Below are 23869 nucleotides of genomic sequence, written 5' to 3' on the forward strand. Positions count from 1 at the left end.
GATAAATATTAGTGGTTCGATATAAACAATGATAAGAATAAGATGTTACCTGAAAATAAGCAAAAAGCCTGGGATTACCGGGGCAGTGCCTCAGCGGCTGTTACTGGTGGTCTGGCACCGGGGCGGGGTATATGGGCAAATGCTGGTATCACAGCGGGTGGAACCCTGTTTACTGATGGGCCTGATAAAGGTGCTTTAACTGGTGCGGGCGCTGGCTGGGCATTTGGTTCAGCAGTTAGCCTTGTTGCGCCACCTTTATTTAACCCTGTTTTGGGCTCCGGTTCAGCTCCTGTTGGAGATATCATCGGTTCGATAGGGGGCGAATTTATTAGTAACGCTGTAAAGGATGAAATAAATGAAGAGAAAAAATAGTCCCACCATAGCTTTGTTGTTTCTGAGTGTTGCATATATGGTTTTCTGCTGCTTAATATTTTTTTCTCTAGCATTGATAACTGTAAAACTTATCGTTAGCCACAACGTGCATATTGAACAGTCAGATATTAAAAAAATTTTGGTTGCCAGCACAATAGCAGGAACAGCGGCGGCCCTAAGATCATGGGTTTTCGCCAAAATTGACGAACGTAAAGCCCGAAAATCTCCCCCATCAGATTCCTGATAAACAGCGGCCCCGGCCTAATCAGGCCGGGATATTTTGACCAGCCGAGCATTATTTAGCCAACCCGATAATCAACTGCCATGCCGCCGGAATCAGCTCTGTTGCCGTAGCGGCGGGCAGAGTTCGGGAATAATATAAAAGATGCTGCACGGAAAACTATGAAGTAATATCAAGGGTAAAGCATCTATCAAGCTCAAAATAAAAATGGTAAGGCGATAAAGAAAGGTGACCAATTATACCTTGATGCTAAATATAATTATTATCTGTAAATTCTTGATGAAAAGGTAATTTTAAGGCTGCTCTTAACCTGTAAGGTTCGGTGAGTTTTTATAAAAATAAAGCTGGATAAGGGAGGTGGCTGGAAATTGATTAAATTAAAGAAGCATTGTCTGATGCGGCAAGATTTTTTAGTATTCGGGAAGGCGAGATTTCTATTGATTATTCATTATGTCTGAATGAAGAATTACATAGTGAACTAGAAAAGCTAGCAAAAGTATTGTTGGCGCTCAAAAAGCATTAGATAATAAAGATATGATTGCCGTCCAGGTTGTAATGATTATATCTAGAGTTCATTCAATAAATTTATTTAATTTTTCCAATGGCATATATGGTGATATTGAAATGATTGGCTGGAATGAAAGTTATAGCTGGCCAGAAATTCCAAAGGGCTATCAAGTACCTGGACATTATAATTATCCTAAGAAATGATCTTAAATCTCAGCCAACCGGCTGGGATTTAAGTGTTATCGGTCAGTTATCCTTCAGTCGCCAGTTGGATGATCAGCTGTCCCGGCCCGGTTAACACTTCAATCTTCTGTCCGGTCATAAATCCCAGCGCTTCCAGCCAGCGGCCCTTAATGGTGAGCTGGGGTAGAGGGTTTGGCTGGCCTTTATTGGGCCGGTATCCGACTTTGTAATAATGCGCGGCGGTTGTGGGCGTGCGGTTCTCTGGCTTATCCGGGCGGACTATAAGGTGGAGCATCAGAGCGCGGGCGTGAGCACCGGGGGCAGCATCGGCGGCCAGTTTGCGGGGAACATGGCGAACGGGCTGCTGACGGGGGCGAACCACAGCGGCAGCGGCAGCTCGCTGACGAAGGCGGCGGTGAGCGGGGGCGCGCTGGTTATTCGCGACGGAGATAAGCAGTCGCAGGACGTGAGCGGGCTGAGCCGCGACGCCGCGCACGCGAACCAGACGCTGTCGCCGATATTCGATAAAGAGAGGGAGCAGAACCGGCTGCAGGCGGCGCAGCTGATAGGGGAAATCGGCAACCAGGCGGCGGACATCGCGCGCGCGGAGGGGCAGATAAGGGCCACGAATGCCGGTAAGGCGGAGCTGGCCGCAAAGGGTATCAGAGAGCCGGGCGAAGGCGCGCCGAAGGCGGAGTGGGCTGACTACAACAAAGCGCTGGCCGCAACGGACAGCTATAAAGCCGCCGCGGCGCCTTTCGGCACGGGCAGCGCCCTTCAGCAGGGTATTCAGGCGGCGACGGCGGCGGTGCAGGGCCTGGCGGGGGGCAGCCTGGCGCAGGCGGTAACGGGCGCGGCGGCACCGTACCTGGCAGAGATTATTAAACAGACCGCGCCGGATGAGGCGGGCCGCATCATGGCACATGCGGCTATGGCTGGTGTCATAGCTGCGGCACAGGGCAACTCAGCGCTGTCCGGTGCGGCGGGCGCAGCCACCACGGCATCGGTGGGTGAAGCCATCAAAAAGGCACTGTATGGTGATGTGCCTGTCAGTCAGCTGAATGAGGAGCAGAAGCAGACGCTGGTCGCGCTGGGCACGGTTGCAGCAGGGCTGGCTGGCGGCCTTACCGGTAATTCAACAGCTGATGCGGTCGCAGGCGCCCAGGCTGGCCAGAATGAAATCAGTAACAATATGTTCAGCGCGGGCATGTTGCAGCAGATGCTGGCACAGGAAACGCTCAACTCAGCGGCGATGGCCGAAGCGGGTAAAGGCGGAGCCAGTGAGCAGGCGGCGCTGGCACTGACGAAGAAAGTCAAAGAGGGGATGGACGCGGCCTGTTTGGCGAATACCAGCTGCATGCTGATGGCGGTGGTTGCGGCTCAACAGAACGGTGACAGCGACAATAGCGGTTCCACGCCAAATGTTGGTAAGGATCTGACTGATGCTGAGAAAACTGAGCTGGCTGGTGCCGGATCGGGTACTCCAACTCCCCCTGAGAATGATCCCAAGCAAAAGAATGATAAACAGCCTCAGCAGCTTAATCAAAAACAGGAAAGTGCTATTAGAAAGATCGACAACACTATAAAAAATGCCCTGAAAGACCATTATATAACCGGAACATTAAAGGACATGGATGGCAATCCTGTACCTAAACAAGATGGAGGTTACTGGGGTCATATGCAGGAAATGCAAAATACTCTCAGGGGATTAAGAAATCATGCGGATACATTAAAAAATTTAGACAATCCTGAAGCACAGGCTGCATATGGTAGAGCTACCGATGCTATTAATAAAATTGAATCTGCTCTGAAAGGACATGGAATATGACGACGTTCCGTATTTTGATAGGAAATATCAATAAAAGTAATGATATAAGCCAGAAATCTTCTCTTGAAGAATGGTTCGAAAGAATTCTCGATATGCCTATTGAAGATCTAGAAGTAGAAGATGTTTGTCGCGCCATAAGACAAAAAATATGTATTGACCAGCTATTACCTAAGATATTAACTATTTTGAAAGAAGATCCTCTTGCAGGTGAGTTTTATGACGGTGAGCTTATATCATCTTTATCGACAATAACCGAAAATGATATAAAAATTAACAAAGAAACATTTATTGAAATAAGGGGTGTCATAAACGAATTAGATCCTTCAGATATAAGTGACGATCTAAGAAAAGACATTTCAAAAATAAATCAGATAACACTATAGCAAAATCCCCGGCAATGAGCCGGGGTTTTACTTTATAACCCGTTCCGGAGAACAACAACGCCATCGGCGCCAGCCTATCTTACGGCAGCCAGTCCTTCACCTCCAAATGCTTAATGACCTGTCCGGTAAGAATCAGTCGGTAGCGGATAGCGTTAAGGCGCTGATGAGCAGTGAATGGTCTGCGGTAGCTGATACCATCATACAGGCGACCGAAGTGAACTAAATAGCGTTGGAAGCGACGAGCGGGATGCTGGCCGGGGTAATATTGCCGGGTAAGAAATTTCCGGGAGTCGTAAACCGTATTGAAACGGTGCTTAAAGCTGAAAAGAATTGGGAAGTAGCCAGAAATAAAGCCATGAATATAGTCGATGATTTAGGTACTGATTCAAATTCTGTTATTGGTCAGTTAGAAGTAAGTGCTGGCAATGAAAAAGTTGTTAGTCGTAAATCCAGTGATGGCAAGTTAGGTAATGTGTTGATTATGACCCAGAGAAAGGGACGCACATTAGTATATCGGATTATTCGAAAAGCAAATAACCTGGTAAAGCAGTTAAAACAGTCATACCTTTTTAAAGTGATGAAAAGACTTTTGAAACTATATTGAAATAATTAAACAGGTAGAAATAATGACTTTATTTGACGAGTGTAAAGAAGCATTGTTATCTGATTTTCATTTGGTTATCGGTGATGAGAATGATAAAGCTATTGACTTGCTTAATAAATACCCTGTTACCATAGGGGGAGTTGTATGGAATGAGATGGAGCATAATGATTATGATAATTTGTATGATGTATTAAACGTAAGCGCAGTAAAAAATCAAGACGTATTTGTCCTGGCAGATGATACTGACATACCGATATTCAGAACGAATATTAAGCTGATTGCTGAAAATGTCTATGATGTTACGGCATTGTCACCAAAATTATTTATTTATAATAATGAAATTATAATACAACCTTTATTCCCATCCGAGAGGTTTCGTGTTGGGTCAAGACCTGGACGTTCGTGACGGGAGGCAGCCGGGCGCAGGCGGTAACGGGCGCGGCGGCACCGTATCTGGCAGAGGTTATTCATAACCAGACGCTGAACGCGGACGGTTCGGTAAACGTGCAGGCGAACCTGATGGCGCACGCGGTGGTGGGGGCGGTGACGGCTTACGCGGCGGGTCTCGCGGGTAGATAGCGGGCGAGACGGAACCGGCCGCGCTGGCCGAAAAAGACTATCGTTGCATCTCTGGCTGGTGGGTCTGGGCTGAAGCGTGTGGCAGTGAAGGCAGTGGGGAACGCGGCGGCTGAACAGCCTTCAACATCTGAAAGAGTATCAGCCCCGGTACTGGCTTATCCGGCAGTTTGCGCCAGCAGAAATCGGGCCAGAGTCTGGATCGGTTATAGGATTTACTTTGTTCGCAGCTGGCGTCATAAAAAAACCGCCCGCAGGCGGTTTTTAGTCAGCTCAGCGCATAGTGCATAGCGCTACTCGCGCGTTTTGCCCTCTTCAATAAACTCTTCATCAATCTCTTCGGCGTTATCGCGGTTATCGCGACCAGAGAGGAGATTCCAGCAGGCGATGAACAGAGCGGCAATCAGCGGGCCAATCACAAAGCCGTTGATGCCGTAGATTTCCATGCCGCCCAGCGTGGCGATCAGGATCATATAGTCCGGCATCTTGGTGTCTTTGCCCACCAGCAGCGGGCGCAGAATGTTATCTACCAGGCCGACAATCACCACAAAGAAGCCGACCAGAAAGAGGCCTTTCCACAGCGCGCCGGTGGCAAAGAAAAAGATCGCTGCCGGCACCCAGACGATGGCGGATCCGACCGCCGGGATAAGCGACAGAAACGCCATCAGCGCACCCCACAGCAGGCTGCCGTCGATGTCAGTGATCCAGAAAGCAAAGCCGCCCAGTACACCCTGAACAATTGCCACCACCACGGTTCCTTTCACCGTCGCGCGCGACACCGCAGCAAACTTCATCAGCAGATGATGCTTCACATAGGTGGAGAGCGGCAGCGCTTCGAGGATCAGGCCCACCAGCCAGGCACCATCTTTCAGCAGGAAGAACAGTAAATAGAGCATCACGCCAAAGCTCACGGTAAAGGTAAACGTGCCTTTACCAATCAGCAGCACGCTGCCCGCCATATACTGGCCACCTTTCAGCGCGAACTCAGAGAGCTTTTGCTGAATCTGGGCAGAGTTGTTGAGATCGTGGTCGGCCAGATAGCGCTGCGCCCAGCCCGGCAGATGCTGCAGCAGCTCAGCAAACACTGTCGGAAACTGCGCTGAATTATTCTGCAGCTTGACGTAAACGGTATTGATCTCCACCACCAGCGATGAGGTGATGATCGCCAGCGGCGTAAATACAATCAGACAGATAATCATCAGCGTGACAAAAGAGGCAAGCCCGTTACGGTCGCCCATTTTACGCCGCAGCAGCACCTTCAGCGGGGCAAAAATCACCGCCAGGATAGCCGCCCAGAGAATGGCAGAGAAATAAGGTGACAGCACATCAAAAAAGGCGATGGTGACAATCGCCAGGATAAGAATAAAGAAACCGATATTTAAGCCTTTAACACGCATTCCATAGCCTCGCAAATAAACGTAGCGAAAGAACTATAGAACGGCTGGCGCAGAATGTAATCTGTTTCACATGATTGAATGCAGTAACGGATAAAAATCTGTCCTGAGCCTGCGCCAAACCGGAGAACCCTATGCTTGAACTGCGACCTAACTGTGAGTGGTGCGATGCCGATTTACCGCCGGAAAGCGCGGAGGCACGTATCTGCTCATTTGAATGCACATTCTGCGCAACCTGCGCTGAGCATGTTCTGCTGCAGCGCTGTCCGAACTGCAGCGGCGAACTGGTCCGTCGCCCGATACGACCTGCCGCAGCGCTGGCGCGGCATCCGGCTTCTCTGCTGCGGCACATCCGGCAGCCGTAATTCCGGCGCGCGCAATGAGTGACCAGCAGATAATTAATTAAGCTGCTTATAATGTTATCCGCAGTGAAACCAGAGATCAGAAAGGGCAGTTATTTTCCTGTTGCCAGCCCCAAAAGGTAATTATTTTAATTTTATGTTTTTTATGAGATTTTAATTCCGCCACTGGCGCGAGGTCAGAGCACTGACCTTATTTATAAGCAGCGTTAATCAGCCCGGCAGCGTTAAGTAATATTCCTAAATCCGATTAATTTTATTTATTGTTTTAGCGGTGAAGTGTTATTCTGCGCGCGCAATGCTGGTGATGTGGCGTTGTGTGCTTCAGTTTTACCCTCTGATTTGCAGGGTTTCCCTGTTTCTGAATAATGAAACATTTTTATTTACCCGATCCCTGCGGTCGGGTTTTTTTATGTTTTTTTCTCTGCGGTACTTATTTGTATCCGGCCGGACATCTTCGTTGAGAAAGCGCTAAGGCAGTGTAATTTACTGTAATAATGGAGTTTTTAAGAGTGAAGGAACTATTATTCGCTGCGTGACTGGTTAATAGTCTCTGCCGGCAGCGCACTTATTGCTGCTGTGATGGAGACCATGGTGAAAAAAATTAAAACGCAGATCGCTATTTCCCTTATTGCATGCAGCACGCTGTTTTCTGCGCTGAGTCAGGCAGAAGGCCCTGGCGGTCCCCGCTGGAATACACATGAAAGCCAGCACGCATCCGGGCGGGAAGCCGATCGCCGTGGACCCGGTAATGAGCGTCGCGGCGAGCGGGGCGGGCCGGAAGGGCATCATCACGCTGACCGCTTTGCCTGGCAGGGGCATGAGTTCCGGCGCGGCCAGCCGATGCCACCCGCCTATCGCGGTACCGGATACCGCGTGGATAACTGGCGCGATCGCGGCCTTACCGCACCGCCGCGCGGTGAGCACTGGGCCTTTATCGACGGCAATTATGTGCTGGTAGCGGCTGCAACCGGCATCATCACCGCCATATTACTCAACGGCGCCTTCGATTAATCTCTTGCCGGGAAGAACCACGCCTCCCGCTGCGCTTCTGCTTTCACCCTTTGCCAGGCTATTCTGTGAGCTACCGCTAATACACATGTGCTAAGGAGTGATGATGGCCGCAGTAAAAATGGTAGCAGTGGATATGGATGGCACCTTTCTGGATGACCGTAAGCAGTATGACCGGTCGCGGTTCATGGCCTGCTACCAAATGATGAAACAGCGCGGTATCCGGTTTGTCGTCGCCAGCGGCAATCAGTATTACCAGCTGAAATCCTTTTTTCCGGAAATAGCCCATGAGATCGCGTTCGTTGCGGAGAACGGTGCGTGGATCCTCGATAGTGAAGAGGAGCTTTTCTGCGGCGCGTTCAGCCGTGAGGCGGTGCACGCCGTGCTGGATACGCTGCAGCAGGGTAACTATCCCGGCCTGCGCTTTCTTATCTGTGGTCGCAACAGCGCCTACTACTTTGCCGGTGCGGACGCGCAGTGGCTGCAGAAGATGCGGCATTATTGCCACCGCCTGCGGCCCATTGAGACGCTGGATGAGATTGCCGACGATCGACTGTTTAAATTTGCCCTGAACCTCTCTGATGACTATGTGCCGGTTTTAATGGCAGACATTGAGCGGCTGCACCAGGGATCGGCTGCGGCCACCTCCAGCGGCCACGGCTCAGTGGATTTGATTGTGCCTGGCCTCCACAAGGCCAACGGACTGCGTCTGCTGCAGCAGCGCTGGGGGATTGAGAGCAGCGAAGTCCTGGCATTCGGCGATGGTGGCAACGATCTGGAAATGCTGGCGCAGTCGGGATTTAGCTTTGCGATGCAGAACGCGCCGGCGCGGGTGAAAGCCGCGGCGCGCTATGTCACCGCGGATAATAATCATGCTGGCGTGCTGCAGGTCATTGAGCAGATGCTGGCGGGTGAGGGCCCGTTCGCCTGAGCAGAGCGCGCCGGCAGGCTCAGAGCACGCGCCACGCCTGAACAAGCATGTCGGTCATCTGCGCGCTGTTATAGGTTACCCAGCTATTTTTACTGTTGGCGCGTGCGACAATCCAGTCCACCTCTGTGGCAGAGAGCGCAGGTCCCTCCTGCCAGAACGGCACAATAGCGTGCTGCTGCAGCCAGGCTTTCAGCGCCAGCGGGGCAGGCGCGGAGACGCCGGGCATCAGCTGCGCCGCAAACGTGCTCATCAGGCGCTGCTGTTCAGGGTGGTCGCTTTCTGCCAGCTGATCCAGAAACGGAAACAGCAGGCGGCCGCAGGCTTCACCATGGTGAATCGCTTTGATCGCCCCCAACTCGCCTGCGATGCCATGGATCACGCCCAGGCCGGCGCTGCTCAGGCAGAGGCCGCCCAGCCAGGACGCCATCATCATTGCCTCACGCGCCTCGTCACCCTGCCGGTCAGCGCGGTTCAGGTAAGGCCAGGCCTGAAAAAAGAGCCGCAGGCCGCTGAGCGCCATCTGCTGAGTAAATACGTTGCCTTTCTTTGACAGGTACGCTTCGAACAGATGCGTAAAGGCGTCAATTGCGCAGGTAGCGAGGACGCTATCAGGTGCGCCGCGCAGCAGGTCGGGATCGAGAATCGCGACGGAAGGAACAAAGTTTGGATGGCGCAGCGACGCTTTTATTTTGATGTGCTGCTGATCGGTGACCACAGCGTTTTGCGTGACTTCACTGCCGGTGCCGGCGGTAGTGGGGATGGCGATCAGCGGCAGCGTGTCGCCCTGCACCGGTGTATCCCCCACTTTTTCCAGGTAGCGCACCGTCGGCAGCGGATGCTCTATCATGGCGCAGAACGCTTTTGCCGCATCCAGCACGCTGCCGCCGCCAATCGCCACCACCCGCTTAACCCGTCCGCGCCAGCGCGCGACCCAGACGTCAATCTCTTCCGGAGAAGCCTCATGACTGACTATTTCATAGTCCTGGATAGCGTGTTGCAGCTCACCCTTCAGCTGCTGCCACGTCTCGCTATTGAGAAATGAGCGGCCGCAAAACAGCAGCGCAGGCTGCGGCTCCTCAGCCAGCAGCGCGGGCAGAGTGCGAATGCTGCCGCGTCCGTACAGAGTTCGCTGGTTACTGTAAAGTGCAATCAGGTTCTCACTCACCTGTCTATCCTTTCAGATTGATTTCGGGCAGCCAGTGTAGCGAAAAGCGCTGCTGACGCAGGTATAAACGCCGGTAGCTTAATGAACAAAAGTTGATCGCCTTCGCAAAAACGAAATTCAGCCTGCCGCTCTGATGTTACCGGCCCGGTGTTGCCCTTAACATGATACCGGTAACAGTATGACGCATTTCGCAACATCCGGCTTCATCTGGCCGATCCGGTAGTACAACGCAACCCGCTGGCAACTGACGCCGCGCGTAAAAAGTGGAGAATAACCATGCCATTACTCTATGTGGCCATCGGCGTAGCGCTACTGCTGCTGCTGATGATTCGCTTCAAACTTAACGGCTTTATCGCGCTGATTCTGGTGGCGCTGGCGGTGGGCATGATGCAGGGCATGCCGGTCAATAAAGTGATCGGCTCAATCAAAACCGGCGTAGGCGGGACACTTGGCAGCCTGGCGCTGATTATGGGCTTTGGAGCCATGCTGGGTAAGCTGCTGGCTGACTGCGGCGGCGCGCAGCGTATCGCCACCACCCTGATTGCAAAATTTGGTGAGAAGCATATCCAGTGGGCGCTGGTGCTGACCGGTTTTACCGTGGGCTTTGCGCTGTTTTATGAGGTAGGGTTTGTACTGATGCTGCCGCTGGTATTCAGTATCGCTGCCTCAGCGCGCGTGCCGCTGCTTTACGTCGGCGTTCCCATGGCAGCCGCGCTCTCGGTAACGCACGGTTTTCTGCCGCCGCATCCGGGTCCGACCGCGATCGCGACGCTGTTTAACGCTGATATGGGTAAAACGCTGCTTTACGGCACGCTGCTGGGGATCCCTACCGTGATTCTGGCTGGCCCGGTGTATGCGCGTTTTCTGAAAGGCATTGATAAGCCAATTCCGGAAGGGCTGTGGAATCCCAAAACCTTTACAGAAGCAGAGATGCCAGGATTTGGCGTCAGCGTCTGGACCGCGCTGGTGCCAGTGATCCTGATGGCATTGCGTGCGGTGGCTGAGATGCTGCTGCCGAAAGGACACGTACTGCTGCCTTACGCTGAATTCTTTGGCGACCCGATTATGGCAACGCTGATCGCCGTTCTTATCGCTATTTTTACCTTCGGTCTGAATCGCGGACGCAGCATGGATGAGGTGATGGGCACCATCACCGACTCCATCAAAATCATTGCAATGATGCTGCTGATTATTGGCGGTGGCGGAGCCTTTAAACAGGTGCTGGTAGACAGCGGCGTGGATAAATATATTGCGGGCATGATGCATGCGACCAATCTGTCGCCGATTTTTATGGCCTGGTCGATTGCGGCGATCCTGCGTATTGCGCTGGGTTCAGCCACGGTTGCCGCCATTACGGCTGGCGGGATTGTTGCACCGCTGATCGTGACCAGTGGTGCCAGCCCTGAGCTGATGGTGATAGCAGTAGGCTCCGGCAGCGTTATCTTCTCGCACGTTAACGATCCCGGCTTCTGGCTGTTTAAAGAGTATTTTAATCTCACCATCGGTGAGACTATCCGATCGTGGTCGGCGCTGGAGACGATTATTTCCGTATGCGGTCTGGCAGGCTGTCTGCTGCTCTCTGCTGCGCTGTAATCAGCTTATAACGGGCCACAGAATTGTGGCCCGACAGCCTTAATGTGGCTGCTCAAAACCCGCTTTTACCATCTGCTCGCGCAGTGCACGGGTAATTTCACGATTGCCCCCCGTTACCGGGTAGATGACATTGTTTACCACATCATCCAGATAGTGTTCATCAAACTCCTGCATGGTCAGCTGCGTACCGCCTTCGTCGTTAATAGCGATACTCCCTTTAATATGGCTGCCGACCTCCTTCGCCTTCAGGCTATAACGTCCCATGCTGGTATTAATCGTACTCATAATTTCTCCTCGTTTCGCTAACAGAGATAACCATTGAGGCCCGTCACAGGCGCTTTAAGTTTAGCGCGTCGAAATCTGTAAAGAGCGCCTGCAGGGCCAGTTAATGGCTGAGCTGCGACCCTGCTCGCAGAAATAGCACGGGCTTATTCACCTGGCCGGTGAAGCGAAACGCGTATCGGCAGCGTGCGGCGCGTTCAGGATATTCAGCTATACTCATCGGCGGATGCATAAATTTTCAAACTGAAGGAGCGAATAATGAAAATATTTCTGTGGATCATTGCGATTGTCTTTATTGTCGGGCTGCTGACTATTACTGGTGTATTCAAGCTGATTTTCTGACGTATTCAGGCACCTGCGGGTGCCTGAAATTGTTATCGCGCATAACGTACAATAGCCTCTCTGACGGCTATTTCAGGCGGTTTAACATCCGAACTGTTTAGCGGCTTTCTGCATACGGCACAGCGTGCGCCGTGATGAGCTGCCGGCTCTGAAGCTTCACTCCGCTGGCACGTATAAAAGAATTTTTTACTGCCGCACTGGCTGCAACAAATCGTCACCGTTTCTCTCCCTGTTCCCTCCCGGAAAATAAGAAATATCGCAATCAGACCCTGGCTTCAAATGATTAATTCTGTTTACCTGTGTGGTGGCAGACAAAATTTACGTTATTTTATGATAAATAACATTTTTTTGCTTTTAGCCGATTTTCAAAATTGCACTTTATGTCACAAAAGCACTTTTTCTGATTCGTTTAACTGCGGTTTTATTCGTAACGGCCTTCGCAGGTACAATAGGCCCTTGCATGCGCGTTATTTCAGGCTATATCTGAAAAGGATTACCGCTACTTTTGGCAATTTCAGACGCAAAAATGCAGCAATCACTTTTGCAGAGCTGGCTACAGAGGTTCTGCACGCTATTAAATTTTGTAATAACAGGGTTTTATCCGTGAATCGACACGTTTCAGCAGCCATGTCGGGCTGCGTGTTGACCTTACTGGTCTCATTTTCTGCCTCAGCCGCTACGGCAGGCGCCGCGCTTAAAGCGGGATGGAATAGTTTCAGCGACAGTGTGGCTCAGACCTGGTCTGCGCCGCAGCATTACGATCTTTATGTGCCTGCCATCACCTGGCACAACCGCTGGACGTATGATGATGCGCACATCAGAAAATATAACGAACGGCCGTGGGGGGCAGGGGGCGGCATCTCGCGCTGGGACGATAAGGGTAACTGGAACGGGCTCTACGTGATGGCGTTTAAAGACTCCTTCAACAAGTGGGAACCGATTGCCGGCTATGGCTGGGAAGCGACGTGGCGTCCGCTGCAGGATCAGCGTTTTCATCTGGGAGCTGGCTATACGGCTGGCTTCACCGCGCGCGATAACTGGAAATATATTCCGGTGCCGCTGGTGCTGCCGCTGGCATCCGTAGGCTACGGACCCGCCACGTTTCAAATGACTTACATTCCCGGTACTTATAACAACGGCAACGTCTATTTTGCCTGGCTCAGATTCCAGTTTTAAGCGAGCACATAAGTGCAAAAGTGTGATGCAAAGACAAAAATCCGATATTTATCACTTTTTCATCAATTCGGACTGGACAAATGCCACTGCAATTGCTGTACTAGATGACGACACAGTTTAGTGTCCATTTTTCATGTAAAGGTAATATAGATGTCCAAGATCAAAGGTAACGTTAAGTGGTTTAATGAGTCCAAAGGATTCGGTTTCATTACTCCAGAAGATGGCAGCAAAGATGTATTCGTACACTTCTCTGCTATCCAGAGCAACGGCTTCAAAACTCTGGCTGAAGGTCAGCGTGTAGAGTTTGAAATCACCGACGGCGCTAAAGGCCCATCTGCTGCTAACGTTACCGCTCTGTAAGTTAACAGTCAGAATTTTAAAAACCCGCCTGATGGCGGGTTTTTTTTATTCTTTTTTCAGTTATGCCACCAGGTGATCAGCCAGGCGGCTACCACTACCGCAGCAAAAGTCAGTGCCAGCATCTCTTCCGAAGAACGTGGGATCCAGTTTTTCATTCTACTCGCCTCAGATGTGATTTCCCTCAGCATGCCAAAGCAAGATTAAGTCAGCCTTAAGCTCAGATGACAGAAATATGACGCCACAGAGTGCGCTTAATGCTTCACAAACCAGAGTTTTAACCACTGCCGCTTGCAGCTTTTCCCGTTCACAGGCTATATAAACATCAGCCCGATACAAGGAGAAGCACTATGCATATACGTGAGGCGCGGCCTGATGACTGTTTCGCCCTGAGCGCGCTGCTGGCTGAGCTTGGCTATAGTGGCACTGAGCACTTTATTGAAGCGCGGCTGGCGCAGCTTTGTACTCATCAGGATGAGATCCTGCTGGTGGCTGAACACGGAACGCAGGTACTGGGATTTTTGTCGCTGCATTTTATTCCGCAGCTGGCGCTGGCAGGTGATTTTGCCCGCATCAGCTACTTTTGCATTGCTGAAGGTGAACGCAGTAAAGGCAGCGGCCAGCAGCTGCTGTCCCACGCTGAACAGCTGGCGCGGCAGCGAGGTTGCGATCGTATGGAGGTGCACTGTCACGCTTCGCGGCTTAAAGCTAATCAGTTTTACGCACGTGAAGGCTATGTGGAGTCACCGCGCTACCATACAAAAGATCTCTGTTAGCGCACCGGTATCGGAGGAGAGACAATGAGAGCGGCAATGGGGCAGTTCGCCGTCAGCAGCGAATGGCAGGAGAATATCGTCACCTGTCGCGATTTGATGCAGCGTGCGCGGGCAGGAGGAGCCGATCTGCTGGTGCTGCCGGAAGCGGTACTGATGCAGGACAGAGAGCATCCCGATCGTATTCTGCAGGCGGCCCAGCCGCTTGATGGGCCGTTTGTCAGCGCGCTGCTGGCTGAAAGCGCAGAGAACAGCCTCACCACGATTATGAGCGTGCACGTACCGGCTGCCGCAGGAAAAACGCAAAATGTGCTGGTCGCCCTGCGTAATGGCAGGATCATTGCGCACTACGCCAAGCTGCATCTCTATGACGCCTTTGCGATGCAGGAATCACAGCGCGTTACGGCAGGCAGCACTATCCCGCCGCTGATTGAGGTCGCCGGCATGAAGGTCGGGCTGATGACCTGCTACGATATCCGTTTTCCTGAGCTGGCGCGACGCCTGGCGCTGGATGGGGCAGAGGTACTGGTTCTGCCCGCTGCGTGGGTCAGAGGCCCGCAAAAAGAGCGTCACTGGGCGCTACTGACGGCGACCCGGGCGCTGGAAAACACCTGTTATCTGGTCGCCACTGGTGAATGCGGGCCGCGTAATATTGGCAACAGCATGACGATCGATCCGCTGGGGGTGACGATCGCGCAGGCTGCTGAATCTGCCACGCTGATCTTCGCCGATCTTGAGGCGGAGCGACTCGCTTACGCACGCCGCATTTTGCCGGTGCTGGAGAACCGTCGCTTTGCCACGCCGCAGCTGCGTCAGGAGTGACCGATCCGATCTTACTCTGTTACAGAATTCTGTTGAGTGCCGGCGCAGAGTGCGCGTTAATAAAGGCTGTCCGTTATACGTGAGAGCTGAAGGTAGAGTATGGAAGGTATCAGTATTGCCAAGCTGCTGATTATCGGTGCACTTATTGTTCTGTTATTTGGTACCAATAAGCTGCGTTCGCTGGGCGGTGATTTAGGATCGGCGATCAAGGGCTTTAAAAAAGCCATGAAGGACGACGACAGCACCGTTGCAAAGAGCAGTGCAGATGAGATCCCGGCAGAGCGCGTCAGCCATAAAGAGTAAAGGCGTGCCCGGGCCGCACAACTGTAACAAGTTGTGATGAAAAAAAACCAGACTCACAGAGGCTGGTTTTTTTGTATCAGGAGGATGTCAGCAGAGGATTATTTTACTTCCAGTCCTTTAGCCTGCATATCCGCATGGTAAGAAGAGCGCACAAACGGGCCGCAGGCGGCGTGAGTGAAGCCCATCGCCATCGCTTCTTCTTTCATCTCATCAAATTCCGCCGGGCTGACATAGCGCTGTACCGGCAGATGATGGCGGCTCGGCTGCAGATATTGCCCCAGCGTCAGCATGGTCACACCGTGGCGGCGCAAATCGCGCATCACTTCCACGATCTCCGCGTTGGTTTCGCCCAGGCCCACCATCAGGCCCGATTTGGTCGGAATATCAGGATGCGCCTCTTTAAAGCGCTCCAGCAGCTTAAGTGACCACTCATAGTTAGCGCCGGGACGCACCTGACGGTAAACGCGCGGCACGTTTTCCAGGTTGTGGTTAAACACGTCAGGCGGCGTGGCGGTGAGGATCTCCAGCGCACGATCCATACGCCCGCGGAAATCAGGGACCAGCGTTTCAATTTTGATGCTGGGACTCTTCTCACGAATAGCCGTGATGCAGTCAGCAAAGTGCTGTGCGCCGCCGTCACGCAGATCGTCACGATCGACAGAGGTGATAACCACGTACCGCAGCGCCATATCGGCAATGGTCTGCGCCAGCTTCAGCGGCTCGTTCGCATCAGGGGCGTTAGGACGACCGTGTGCCACGTCGCAGAACGGGCAGCGGCGGGTACAGATGGCGCCAAGGATCATAAAGGTGGCGGTGCCGTGGTTGAAACACTCTGCCAGGTTAGGGCAGGACGCTTCTTCGCAAACAGAGTGCAGGCCATTTTTGCGCATCGCAGCTTTAATGCCCTGGATGCGGCTGGAGTCAGCCGGCAGCTTGATCTTCATCCACTCCGGCTTACGCAGAATTTCGTCGCGCTCGGTGACCACGGTTTTCACCGGAATCAGCGCCATTTTGTCGGCATCGCGATACTTGACGCCGCGTTCCATCTGAATTGGTTTACTCATAAATCTGCAGGTTCCGATCGGGATTGCGATTTGAAAGCTTCCTCACTCAAACTGAGAACCAGGCTTTCAACTTTTTTTGAAAAATTTGCAAAAATTATATCATCTCGCCGCTGCATAAGCAGCCGCTATGCGGTGAGAAAGGTTACAATTTTGTAAATACGCACGCACAGACAAGGTCAGTCCGCGCTTTCATCCTGCCACGCCATCTCTTCAAATCCCGTCAGATGTGCGAAGTGTGCCACCAGACGCGGACGCACATCAGCTGGCATAGCGTCAGGCCGGAACCGGCTCAGCTGCGTCATCTTCATCCCGGCATAGCCGCATGGATTGATACGCAGGAACGGAGCCAGATCCATTGCGATATTCAGCGCCAGCCCGTGGAATGAACAGCCTTTACGGATACGTAGTCCGAGTGAACAGATTTTGTCATCACCCACATAGACGCCGGGCGCATCTGCGCGCGCGCGCGCCGTCACGCCGTACTCTGCCAGGGTGGCAATGACGGTCTCTTCCAGTGCCGTAACCAGCTCGCGCACGCCCAGCCTGCGCCGCTTAATATCCACCAGCACGTACATGATTTGCTGCCCCGGGCCGTGATACGTCACCTGACCGCCGCGATCGCTCTGCACCACCGGGATATCGCCCGGCATCAGCAGATGTTCAGCTTTACCAGCCTGTCCCTGCGTAAAGACCGGCGCGTGCTCAACCAGCCAGAGCTCATCGGGCGTTTCCGCATTGCGGGTATCGGTGAAGTGATGCATGGCATCGGAGACGGGCTGCCAGTCGCGCAGGCCGAGGTTGCGTACAAGAAGCGTATTTGCAGACACAGCGGAGGTCCGGTAAAGAGGGAAAGCCTGAGTATAACGCTGGCAAAGCGGGCTTTGCCAGCGCCGGTGTTACAGTACCATGCGCACGATATCGATGTTACCCAGCTCTTCATAGAGCGTTTCAACCTGCTCAATATGGGTCGCGTTAATAGTAATGGATACAGAGTGATAGTTGCCTTTGCTGCTGGGCTTTACATCAGGTGTATAGTCGCCAGGCGCATGCCGCTGCACCACTTCAACCACTTGATCAACCAGCTCTGGCTGCGCCAGTCCCATAACTTTATAGGTAAACGGGGTAGGGAATTCGAGCAGTTCATTCAGTTTGGTTTTCATATTGGCTCCGGTGCTTAAAAAAACAGGCTCCCGCCTGGGCGAGAGCCTTGATCATATCTTATTTATGGGCGAGCTGGTGGTTTTTCAACCGTAAATCAGCCAAACCAGTGATGGAACATCAGTTTGATGTAGTCGATGATACGGCCAAAGAAACCGCCTTCCTCAACTTCATTCAGTACAACCAGCGGACGCTGTTCAACCGTTTTACCATCCAGCTGGAAGTTAATGCTGCCAACCACCTGGTTTTTCTTCAGCGGCGCGTGCAGTTCGGTGTTGTTCAGCACATAGCTCGCTTTCAGATCTTTCATCCGGCCGCGCGGGATAGTCAGATAGGCATCTTTCTCCACGCCCAGCTGAACGCGATCGGTATTACCGAACCAGACCGGTTCAGAAGCAAACTCTTTACCCGCTTTCAGGGGTGCCACGGTTTCAAAGAAGCGGAAGCCCCAGGTCAGCAGCTTTTTGCTTTCGGTCTCGCGTCCTTTAAAGGTGTGACCGCCCATTACGGCGGAGATCAGGCGCATCTGGCCTTCGGTGGCAGACGCCACCAGATTGTAGCCCGCGGCTTCAGTATGGCCGGTCTTGATGCCGTCCACCGCCAGACTGCTGTCCCACAACAGGCCGTTGCGGTTCATCTGACGAATATTGTTAAAGGTGAACTCTTTTTCACGATAGATAGCATACTCATCCGGCACGTCGCGGATCAGCGCCTGACCAATCAGCGCCATATCGCGCGCGGAGCTGTACTGGCCGTCAGCATCCAGCCCATGTACCGTCTGGAAATGGGTGTTTTTCAGACCCAGCGCTCCGACATAGTTATTCATCAGGTTAACAAACGCGTCCTGACTGCCAGCCACATAATCCGCCATTGCGACACAGGCGTCGTTACCGGACTGCAGCACGATGCCGCGTGTCAGCTGGGAGACCGGCACGCGATCGCCTGGCTTAAGGAACATCAGCGATGAGCCTCTGAATACCGGGTTGCCGGTAGCCCAGGCGTCTTTACCCACGGTAACAATGTCATCCTGATGGATTTTACCGGCTTTAACCGCCTGACCAATGACGTAGCTGGTCATCATTTTCGTCAGGCTGGCGGGATCGCGGCGCGCATCGGCGTTCTTTTCGGCCAGCACCTTACCGGAGTTATAGTCGATTAGTACATAAGCCTCAGCATCAATGTCCGGCACGCCCGGAATCATAGTTTTGAGATTGATATCATCAGCAAAGGCAACATGGCTGAGAGAGAGGGCGACCAGTGATCCCACTGTCAGGCGTTTCAGCAAACGAGAAGGTTTCAGCGTATTCATGTTAAGGACTACAACATCCGTGGGGTTAGGGTGAAAAAAGTGCCTTACTATAGCAAATGCGGGATCGGGCAGCATCCCGCATTGCCGGTCAGTTTTAGCCGTAAATGTTACTGTCCGTCACTATCAGGGACGGGCTGTGGTAATAAAGGCGTTAATCTGCGCTTCGGTACTGAGGCGCTGCTGCAGCGCTGCGGCGTCAGCCCGACGGGCAAAGCTGCCAAGCTGAACACGATAGACATTACCGCTGGTCTCAACCTTACCCGGCACGCCGAAGCGCTTACCGAGCGTGCTGGCCAGCTGCTGCGCGCGACCCGCATCGTTCAGCGCGCCAGCCTGAACAACAAAGCTGCCGCTGGCCGGTGCGCCCGCGCTGGCCGCGGCCGCGGTAGCAGCAGGTGCCGCTACCGCGGGTGCTGGCGCAGGGGCCGGCGACGGCTCGCTGTCCTCCAGCACGCCGGTTGCTAACGGCTGCGGCGCGCCCAGAAAGCCGCTGCTCTGTACCGGCGCACCCAGGCTGTCGTCGCCCTGCAGCGAACGGTTATCAACCTCGCGTACGTCTGATTCTGTCGGCTGCGGCGCACTGCCGCCGTTCATCACATTGCCGCCGCTGAGATCGGGACGGGCAGGCAGCGCATAGCTCTGCTTCGCCACCCTGGTGCCAATTGTACCAGGGCCGGAGAGTGAGCCATCAGGCGCAACGTTGATAAAATCGACCCGCACACGGGTATTATTGGAAATGTTCAGACGATCGCCGGCGGCGCGTGACAGATCGATAATGCGCCCGGGCATGTAGGGACCGCGATCGTTAACGCGCACCACAATCTGCCGGCCGTTCGCCATATTGGTAACGCGTACGTAGCTCGGCAGCGGCAGGGTAGGGTGCGCAGCGGTCAGTGCATCAGGATCGTAAGTTTCACCGATAGCGGTACGGTTGCCTTTAGCCTCATCGCCATACCAGGTTGCCAGGCCCACTTCGCTGAAGTCAGATGGATTTTTGACCACGCGCCAGGTTTTGCCATTCACGCTGTAATCCTGGCTGGTAGCCGGATTAATCGGTTCATAACGCGGCTCAACGCCCGGGATCTCCACTACCGGACCGTTATACGCCGGCTGTGGCGGCGGCGTATTTGTTTGCGGTTCCTGTGTGGTACAGGCACTTAATACCAGTGACGCCAGTGCAACCCCAAGCCAGTCCTTACGCATGTGCAGCCTCTTAAACGCTTTTAGACAACATTTTTCGATGAGTATGGATCGACATGACAATGCCGAACCCCGCCATTAATACGATCAGCGCCGACCCGCCGTAACTGACCAGCGGCAGCGGTACGCCAACCACCGGTAAGATACCACTTACCATGCCAATATTAACGAAAACATAAACAAACAGAATCAGCATTAATCCGCCTGACATCACGCGACCAAACGTGGTTTGCGCCCGTGCGGCGATGATCAGGCCGCGCATAATCAGCAGCAGATAGAGCAGCAGCAGCAGCAGCACGCCGACCAGGCCCAGCTCCTCTGCCAGCACGGCAAAGATAAAGTCGGTATGGCGCTCCGGCAGAAACTCCAGCTGTGACTGCGTGCCGTGCAGCCAGCCTTTACCGCGCAGCCCACCTGAGCCGATAGCTATTTTGGACTGAATAATGTGATACCCCGCGCCGAGCGGGTCGCTTTCGGGATCGAGCAGCATCATCACGCGATCGCGCTGGTAGTCATGCATCAGGAAAAACCACAGCACCGGAATAAAGGCCGCAACCAGCAGCACCGCAACGCCAATCAGTTTCCAGCTCATACCGGACAGGAAGAGCACAAACAGGCCGGAAGCGGCGATCAGAATAGAGGTGCCGAGGTCGGGCTGTGCGGCCACCAGCAGCGTGGGCATAAAGATCAGCACCAGCGCGATGCCGGTATTTTTCAGCGTGGGCGGACAGACGTCGCGGTTAATAAAGCGCGCAACCATCAGCGGCACGGCAATTTTGGCGATCTCTGACGGCTGAAAGCGGACGAATCCAAGATCCAGCCAGCGCTGTGCGCCTTTACTGATATGACCAAAGGCGTCAACGGCTATCAGCAAAATCACGCAGACAATATAGAGATAGGGCGCCCAGCTCTCATAAACGCGCGGCGGAACCTGCGCCATGACCAGCATAATCACCGTGCCCATGGCAATCTGACCCAGCTTACGCTCCATCATGCCCGGATCCTGCCCGCTGGCGCTCCAGATCACAATGGCGCTGTAGGTCAGCAGCGCGAGAATAATTAACATAAACAGCGGGTCGATATGGATACGCGTCCAGATCGTCCTTTTCTGCGGACTATCGTTCATCGACATGATTATTCACCTTCGTAGCCGGGCGGCGTCGGGGCGGCTTCAGGCAGCACCGTATTATTGTCACCCAGCATTATGTGATCGAGGATCTGGCGCATCACGGTTCCCACCGCCGGACCGGCACCGCCGTTCTCCAGAATGATGGTCACGGCCACCCGCGGTTTGTCGTACGGCGCAAACGCGGTCATAAGTTTGTGATCGCGCAGGCGCTCGGCAATTTTATGCGCGTTATAGGTCTCATTCTCTTTCAGACCGAATACCTGGGCGGTACCTGATTTGGCAGCAATCTTATAGGGCGCATCAGCAAAGCTTTTGTGCGCAGTCCCGTTAGGCCGGTTGGCGACGCCATACATGCCATCTTTGGCAATCTCCCAGTACCCGGAGTGAATATCGCCAATCGGCGCATCAGGCGGCTGACGATAAGGCACCATGGCGCTGCCCTCACGCGTAGCGCGCAGCAGATGCGGCACTTTGATCACGCCGTCATTAATCAGGATCATCATCGCTTTGTTCATCTGTACCGGCGTAGCGGTCCAGTAACCCTGTCCGATGCCGACCGGAATGGTGTCACCCTGATACCAGGGCTTTTTAAAACGCTTCATTTTCCAGTCGCGCGTCGGCATGTTACCGGCGCTCTCCTGCGGCAGGTCGATACCGGTGCGATGACCATAGCCAAATTTAGTCATCCACTCGGAGAGGCGATCGATGCCCATATCGTAGGCGACCTGATAGAAGAACGTATCGGCTGACTCTTCCAGCGATTTGGTCACGTTGAGACGGCCGTGGCCCCACTTTTTCCAGTCGCGATAACGCTTTTCAGAACCGGGCAGCTGCCACCAGCCAGGATCAAACAGGCTGGTATTACGGTTAATGACCCCCGCGCTCAGCGCTGATACCGCTACGTAAGGTTTTACCGTTGAGGCGGGCGGATAGGCAGCCTGCAGCGCACGGTTATAGAGCGGCCGGTTTTCATCACTGAGCAGCGCCTTGTAATCTTTACTGGAGATCCCATCGACAAACAGGTTGGGGTCGTAGCTTGGCGTGGAGACCAGCGCCAGGATCTCACCGGTGCGCGGATCGCTGACGACTACCGCCGCCCGGCTGCCGGTCAGCAGCGTTTCAATGTACTGCTGCAGCCGCAGGTCAACGGTCAGCCAGATATCGCGGCCCGCCTGCGGGGATTGCTCATGCAGCTGGCGTATCACGCGTCCGCGGTTATTGACCTCAACCTCTTCATAGCCGGTTTTGCCATGCAGCACATCTTCGTAGTAGTTTTCGATACCGAGCTTGCCAATATCATGCGTGGCGGCATAGTTAGGCCACTTGCCCTCTTCATCAAGGCGTTTTACGTCACGATCGTTGATTTTCGATACGTATCCCACAACGTGGGTCAGCGTCTGACCATAAGGATAATAGCGGCGCTGGTAGCCTTTAACTTCCACGCCGGGAAAGCGGTATTGATTTACGGCAAAACGTGCGACCTGTACTTCATTCAGGCCGGTTTTTACCGGAATAGAGGTAAAGCGACGCGAGCGCTTGCGCTCTTTTTCAAAAGCGTCGATATCGTCGTCAGTCAGATCCAGCACTGGTCGCAGCGCCTGCAGCGTCTGCTTAAGGTCGTCAACTTTTTCCGGCACCAGTTCAGCCTGGTAAATCGTGCGGTTCAGCGCCAGCGGAACGCCGTTGCGATCGTAGATGATGCCGCGACTCGGGGCGACCGGCACCAGCTTGATACGGTTTTCATTTGAGCGGGTGCTGTAATCATCAAAGCGCAGGATCTGCAGATGATAGAGGTTGAAAACCAGCACGCAGGAGAGCAGCAGAATGCCGATGAACGCCACAAGGGCGCGGCGGACAAACAGTTTTTGTTCGGCAGTGTAATCGCGAAAAGCGTTGCTCTGTAGTTTCATCCGCTGCGTTTTTATCTGGAGGTTGTCGGGCGTTTATTCACGATGATAAGGGTGATTCGTGGTGATACTCCAGGCGCGGTATAGGCTCTCAGCAACCAGCACGCGTACCAGCGGATGAGGCAGCGTCAGCGCCGACAGCGACCAGCTCTGTTCAGCAGCGGCTTTACACGCCGGAGCCAGGCCTTCAGGACCACCAATCAGCAGGCTGACATCACGACCATCCAGCTTCCAGCGCTCCAGCTGCTGCGCCAGCTGCGGGGTCTCCCACGGCTGTCCGGGAATGTCGAGCGTGACAATACGGTTGCCTTTGCCTGTTGCCGCCAGCATCGCTTCACCTTCTTTTTCCAGAATGCGTTTGATGTCAGCGTTTTTGCCGCGTTTCCCGGCCGGAACTTCAGTCAGCTCAAACGGCATATCTTTCGGAAAGCGCCGCAGATACTCCATAAAACCGGTCTGAACCCAGTCGGGCATTTTGGTGCCAACGGCTACAAGTTGCAGTTTCACTGCTTAGCTCCAGAGCTTTTCCAGCTCATAAAGCTGACGGCTCTCTTCCTGCATTACATGCACAATGACGTCACCGAGATCGACGACAACCCAGTCTGCCGCTGCTTTACCTTCCACGCCCAGCGGAGTCAGGCCAGCTACGCGGGACTCCTGCATAACGTGATCGGCAATAGCGGAGACGTGGCGGGTTGAGGTGCCGGTGCAGATGATCATGTAATCGGTGATGCTGGATTTGCCCTGGACATCAATCGCAATGATATCCTGGCCTTTCAGATCATCAATCTTATCAATAACGAACTCTTGGAGTGCTTTGCCTTGCAAAAGGTTCCCCTTAAAAACAGGTAATGCGGGCTGGCTGAATGCCCGGAAATGCAGCCAAAAATTAAGCGGCGC

26 protein-coding genes and 2 pseudogenes are annotated in these 23869 nt (G+C 53.5%); 15 read left to right on the top strand and 13 right to left on the bottom strand.

All coding sequences use genetic code 11. The features are described 5' to 3' along the window. The first annotated feature begins 42 nt into the window (after nucleotides 1-42). Nucleotides 43-372, top strand: a complete 330-nt coding sequence (locus B4056_RS04065) for a hypothetical protein (RefSeq protein WP_288653918.1) — start codon at nucleotides 43-45, stop codon at nucleotides 370-372. Between the two features lie 998 nt (nucleotides 373-1370). On the opposite strand, the gene B4056_RS04070 is transcribed toward B4056_RS04065, so the two are convergent. Then, a complete protein-coding gene (locus tag B4056_RS04070; RefSeq protein WP_288653919.1) occupies nucleotides 1371-1598 on the bottom strand; it encodes a SymE family type I addiction module toxin in 228 nt (75 codons plus the stop codon). On the opposite strand from B4056_RS04070, the gene B4056_RS04075 reads away from it, so the two are divergent. The 5 genes and pseudogenes from B4056_RS04075 to B4056_RS04095 all read left to right on the top strand — a co-directional run. Further along, a complete protein-coding gene (locus B4056_RS04075) occupies nucleotides 1590-3131 on the top strand; it encodes a VENN motif pre-toxin domain-containing protein (protein ID WP_288653920.1) in 1542 nt (513 codons plus the stop codon). The genes B4056_RS04070 and B4056_RS04075 overlap by 9 nt on opposite strands. Beyond that, entirely contained in the window at nucleotides 3128-3514 is a 387-nt protein-coding gene (locus B4056_RS04080; protein WP_113654911.1) for a contact-dependent growth inhibition system immunity protein, read from the top strand. Before B4056_RS04075 ends, B4056_RS04080 begins: the two co-directional genes overlap by 4 nt. 298 nt (nucleotides 3515-3812) lie before the next feature. Continuing rightward, nucleotides 3813-4087: pseudogene (locus tag B4056_RS04085) on the top strand (hypothetical protein); the annotation flags it as partial. 53 nt (nucleotides 4088-4140) lie between these two features. Further along, a complete protein-coding gene (locus B4056_RS04090; RefSeq protein ID WP_104084650.1) occupies nucleotides 4141-4524 on the top strand; it encodes a hypothetical protein in 384 nt (127 codons plus the stop codon). Further along, a pseudogene (locus tag B4056_RS04095) lies at nucleotides 4521-4682 on the top strand (filamentous hemagglutinin); the annotation flags it as partial. The gene B4056_RS04090 and the pseudogene B4056_RS04095, both read left to right, overlap by 4 nt. Before the next feature lie 305 nt (nucleotides 4683-4987). Here B4056_RS04095 and B4056_RS04100 read toward each other — a convergent pair. After that, the gene (locus B4056_RS04100; RefSeq protein ID WP_071668968.1) at nucleotides 4988-6091 is read right to left on the bottom strand and encodes an AI-2E family transporter; all 1104 of its coding nucleotides are present in this window, start codon (nucleotides 6089-6091) and stop codon (nucleotides 4988-4990) included. A gap of 131 nt (nucleotides 6092-6222) precedes the next feature. Between B4056_RS04100 and B4056_RS04105 the strand changes: the two genes are divergently transcribed. From B4056_RS04105 to B4056_RS04115, 3 genes are all read left to right on the top strand, one after another. Further along, nucleotides 6223-6453 (top strand): DUF1272 domain-containing protein, encoded by a 231-nt coding sequence (locus B4056_RS04105; RefSeq protein ID WP_113654910.1) that lies wholly within the window; start codon nucleotides 6223-6225, stop codon nucleotides 6451-6453. Between the two features lie 588 nt (nucleotides 6454-7041). Further along, on the top strand, nucleotides 7042-7461 hold the full coding sequence (locus tag B4056_RS04110; RefSeq protein ID WP_313109916.1) for an RcnB family protein: 420 nt from the start codon (nucleotides 7042-7044) through the stop codon (nucleotides 7459-7461). A gap of 103 nt (nucleotides 7462-7564) precedes the next feature. Continuing rightward, complete coding sequence (locus tag B4056_RS04115) at nucleotides 7565-8389, top strand: Cof-type HAD-IIB family hydrolase (protein ID WP_288653926.1); 825 nt, start codon at nucleotides 7565-7567, stop codon at nucleotides 8387-8389. Nucleotides 8390-8408: 19 nt separating this feature from the next. On the opposite strand, the gene B4056_RS04120 is transcribed toward B4056_RS04115, so the two are convergent. Next, on the bottom strand, nucleotides 8409-9554 hold the full coding sequence (locus B4056_RS04120) for an iron-containing alcohol dehydrogenase (RefSeq protein WP_313109913.1): 1146 nt from the start codon (nucleotides 9552-9554) through the stop codon (nucleotides 8409-8411). A 276-nt stretch (nucleotides 9555-9830) separates the two neighbouring features. Here B4056_RS04120 and gntT point away from each other — a divergent pair, with 276 nt between their 5' ends. Beyond that, nucleotides 9831-11147, top strand: coding sequence for a gluconate transporter (gene gntT, locus B4056_RS04125; RefSeq protein WP_039383106.1), 1317 nt, complete (start codon nucleotides 9831-9833; stop codon nucleotides 11145-11147). A gap of 39 nt (nucleotides 11148-11186) precedes the next feature. On the opposite strand, the gene B4056_RS04130 is transcribed toward gntT, so the two are convergent. Then, nucleotides 11187-11432, bottom strand: a complete 246-nt coding sequence (locus B4056_RS04130; protein ID WP_039383108.1) for a hypothetical protein — start codon at nucleotides 11430-11432, stop codon at nucleotides 11187-11189. 942 nt (nucleotides 11433-12374) lie between these two features. On the opposite strand from B4056_RS04130, the gene pagP reads away from it, so the two are divergent. From pagP to tatE, 5 genes are all read left to right on the top strand, one after another. Further along, nucleotides 12375-12947 carry a lipid IV(A) palmitoyltransferase PagP gene (gene pagP / locus B4056_RS04135; protein ID WP_342039323.1) on the top strand — a complete coding sequence of 191 codons (573 nt, stop codon included), beginning with the start codon at nucleotides 12375-12377 and terminating at the stop codon, nucleotides 12945-12947. Between the two features lie 150 nt (nucleotides 12948-13097). Continuing rightward, a complete protein-coding gene (gene cspE / locus B4056_RS04140) occupies nucleotides 13098-13307 on the top strand; it encodes a transcription antiterminator/RNA stability regulator CspE (RefSeq protein ID WP_010615627.1) in 210 nt (69 codons plus the stop codon). Nucleotides 13308-13654: 347 nt separating this feature from the next. Continuing rightward, nucleotides 13655-14080, top strand: coding sequence for a GNAT family N-acetyltransferase (locus tag B4056_RS04145; protein WP_094112225.1), 426 nt, complete (start codon nucleotides 13655-13657; stop codon nucleotides 14078-14080). Nucleotides 14081-14104: 24 nt separating this feature from the next. Further along, nucleotides 14105-14899: a deaminated glutathione amidase gene (locus B4056_RS04150; RefSeq protein ID WP_094112226.1), complete on the top strand. Its 795-nt coding sequence runs from the start codon at nucleotides 14105-14107 to the stop codon at nucleotides 14897-14899. 99 nt (nucleotides 14900-14998) lie between these two features. Beyond that, nucleotides 14999-15202 carry a twin-arginine translocase subunit TatE gene (tatE, locus tag B4056_RS04155; RefSeq protein WP_039383119.1) on the top strand — a complete coding sequence of 68 codons (204 nt, stop codon included), beginning with the start codon at nucleotides 14999-15001 and terminating at the stop codon, nucleotides 15200-15202. A 98-nt stretch (nucleotides 15203-15300) separates the two neighbouring features. On the opposite strand, the gene lipA is transcribed toward tatE, so the two are convergent. The 9 genes from lipA to rsfS all read right to left on the bottom strand — a co-directional run bounded on the left by lipA (nucleotide 15301) and on the right by rsfS (nucleotide 23797). Beyond that, nucleotides 15301-16266: a lipoyl synthase gene (gene lipA, locus B4056_RS04160; RefSeq protein WP_039383121.1), complete on the bottom strand. Its 966-nt coding sequence runs from the start codon at nucleotides 16264-16266 to the stop codon at nucleotides 15301-15303. 176 nt (nucleotides 16267-16442) lie between these two features. Continuing rightward, nucleotides 16443-17093, bottom strand: coding sequence for a lipoyl(octanoyl) transferase LipB (gene lipB / locus B4056_RS04165; protein ID WP_094112227.1), 651 nt, complete (start codon nucleotides 17091-17093; stop codon nucleotides 16443-16445). A gap of 69 nt (nucleotides 17094-17162) precedes the next feature. Beyond that, nucleotides 17163-17426, bottom strand: coding sequence for a DUF493 family protein YbeD (gene ybeD / locus B4056_RS04170; protein ID WP_039383125.1), 264 nt, complete (start codon nucleotides 17424-17426; stop codon nucleotides 17163-17165). A 95-nt stretch (nucleotides 17427-17521) separates the two neighbouring features. Continuing rightward, a complete protein-coding gene (gene dacA / locus B4056_RS04175; RefSeq protein WP_039383127.1) occupies nucleotides 17522-18733 on the bottom strand; it encodes a D-alanyl-D-alanine carboxypeptidase DacA in 1212 nt (403 codons plus the stop codon). 123 nt (nucleotides 18734-18856) lie between these two features. Next, nucleotides 18857-19936 (bottom strand): endolytic peptidoglycan transglycosylase RlpA, encoded by a 1080-nt coding sequence (rlpA, locus tag B4056_RS04180; protein WP_288653930.1) that lies wholly within the window; start codon nucleotides 19934-19936, stop codon nucleotides 18857-18859. Nucleotides 19937-19946: 10 nt separating this feature from the next. After that, nucleotides 19947-21059, bottom strand: a complete 1113-nt coding sequence (mrdB, locus tag B4056_RS04185) for a peptidoglycan glycosyltransferase MrdB (protein WP_039385756.1) — start codon at nucleotides 21057-21059, stop codon at nucleotides 19947-19949. Nucleotides 21060-21067: 8 nt separating this feature from the next. Then, a complete protein-coding gene (gene mrdA, locus B4056_RS04190) occupies nucleotides 21068-22972 on the bottom strand; it encodes a peptidoglycan DD-transpeptidase MrdA (protein ID WP_071668977.1) in 1905 nt (634 codons plus the stop codon). Nucleotides 22973-23005: 33 nt separating this feature from the next. Next, entirely contained in the window at nucleotides 23006-23476 is a 471-nt protein-coding gene (rlmH, locus tag B4056_RS04195; protein WP_071668978.1) for a 23S rRNA (pseudouridine(1915)-N(3))-methyltransferase RlmH, read from the bottom strand. Nucleotides 23477-23479: 3 nt separating this feature from the next. Next, nucleotides 23480-23797, bottom strand: coding sequence for a ribosome silencing factor (rsfS, locus tag B4056_RS04200; protein ID WP_071668979.1), 318 nt, complete (start codon nucleotides 23795-23797; stop codon nucleotides 23480-23482). Nucleotides 23798-23869: the final 72 nt, after the last annotated feature.

This window comes from Pantoea sp. UBA7232 (assembly GCF_002473195.1).
Taxonomy (GTDB): domain Bacteria; phylum Pseudomonadota; class Gammaproteobacteria; order Enterobacterales; family Enterobacteriaceae; genus Pantoea; species Pantoea eucrina.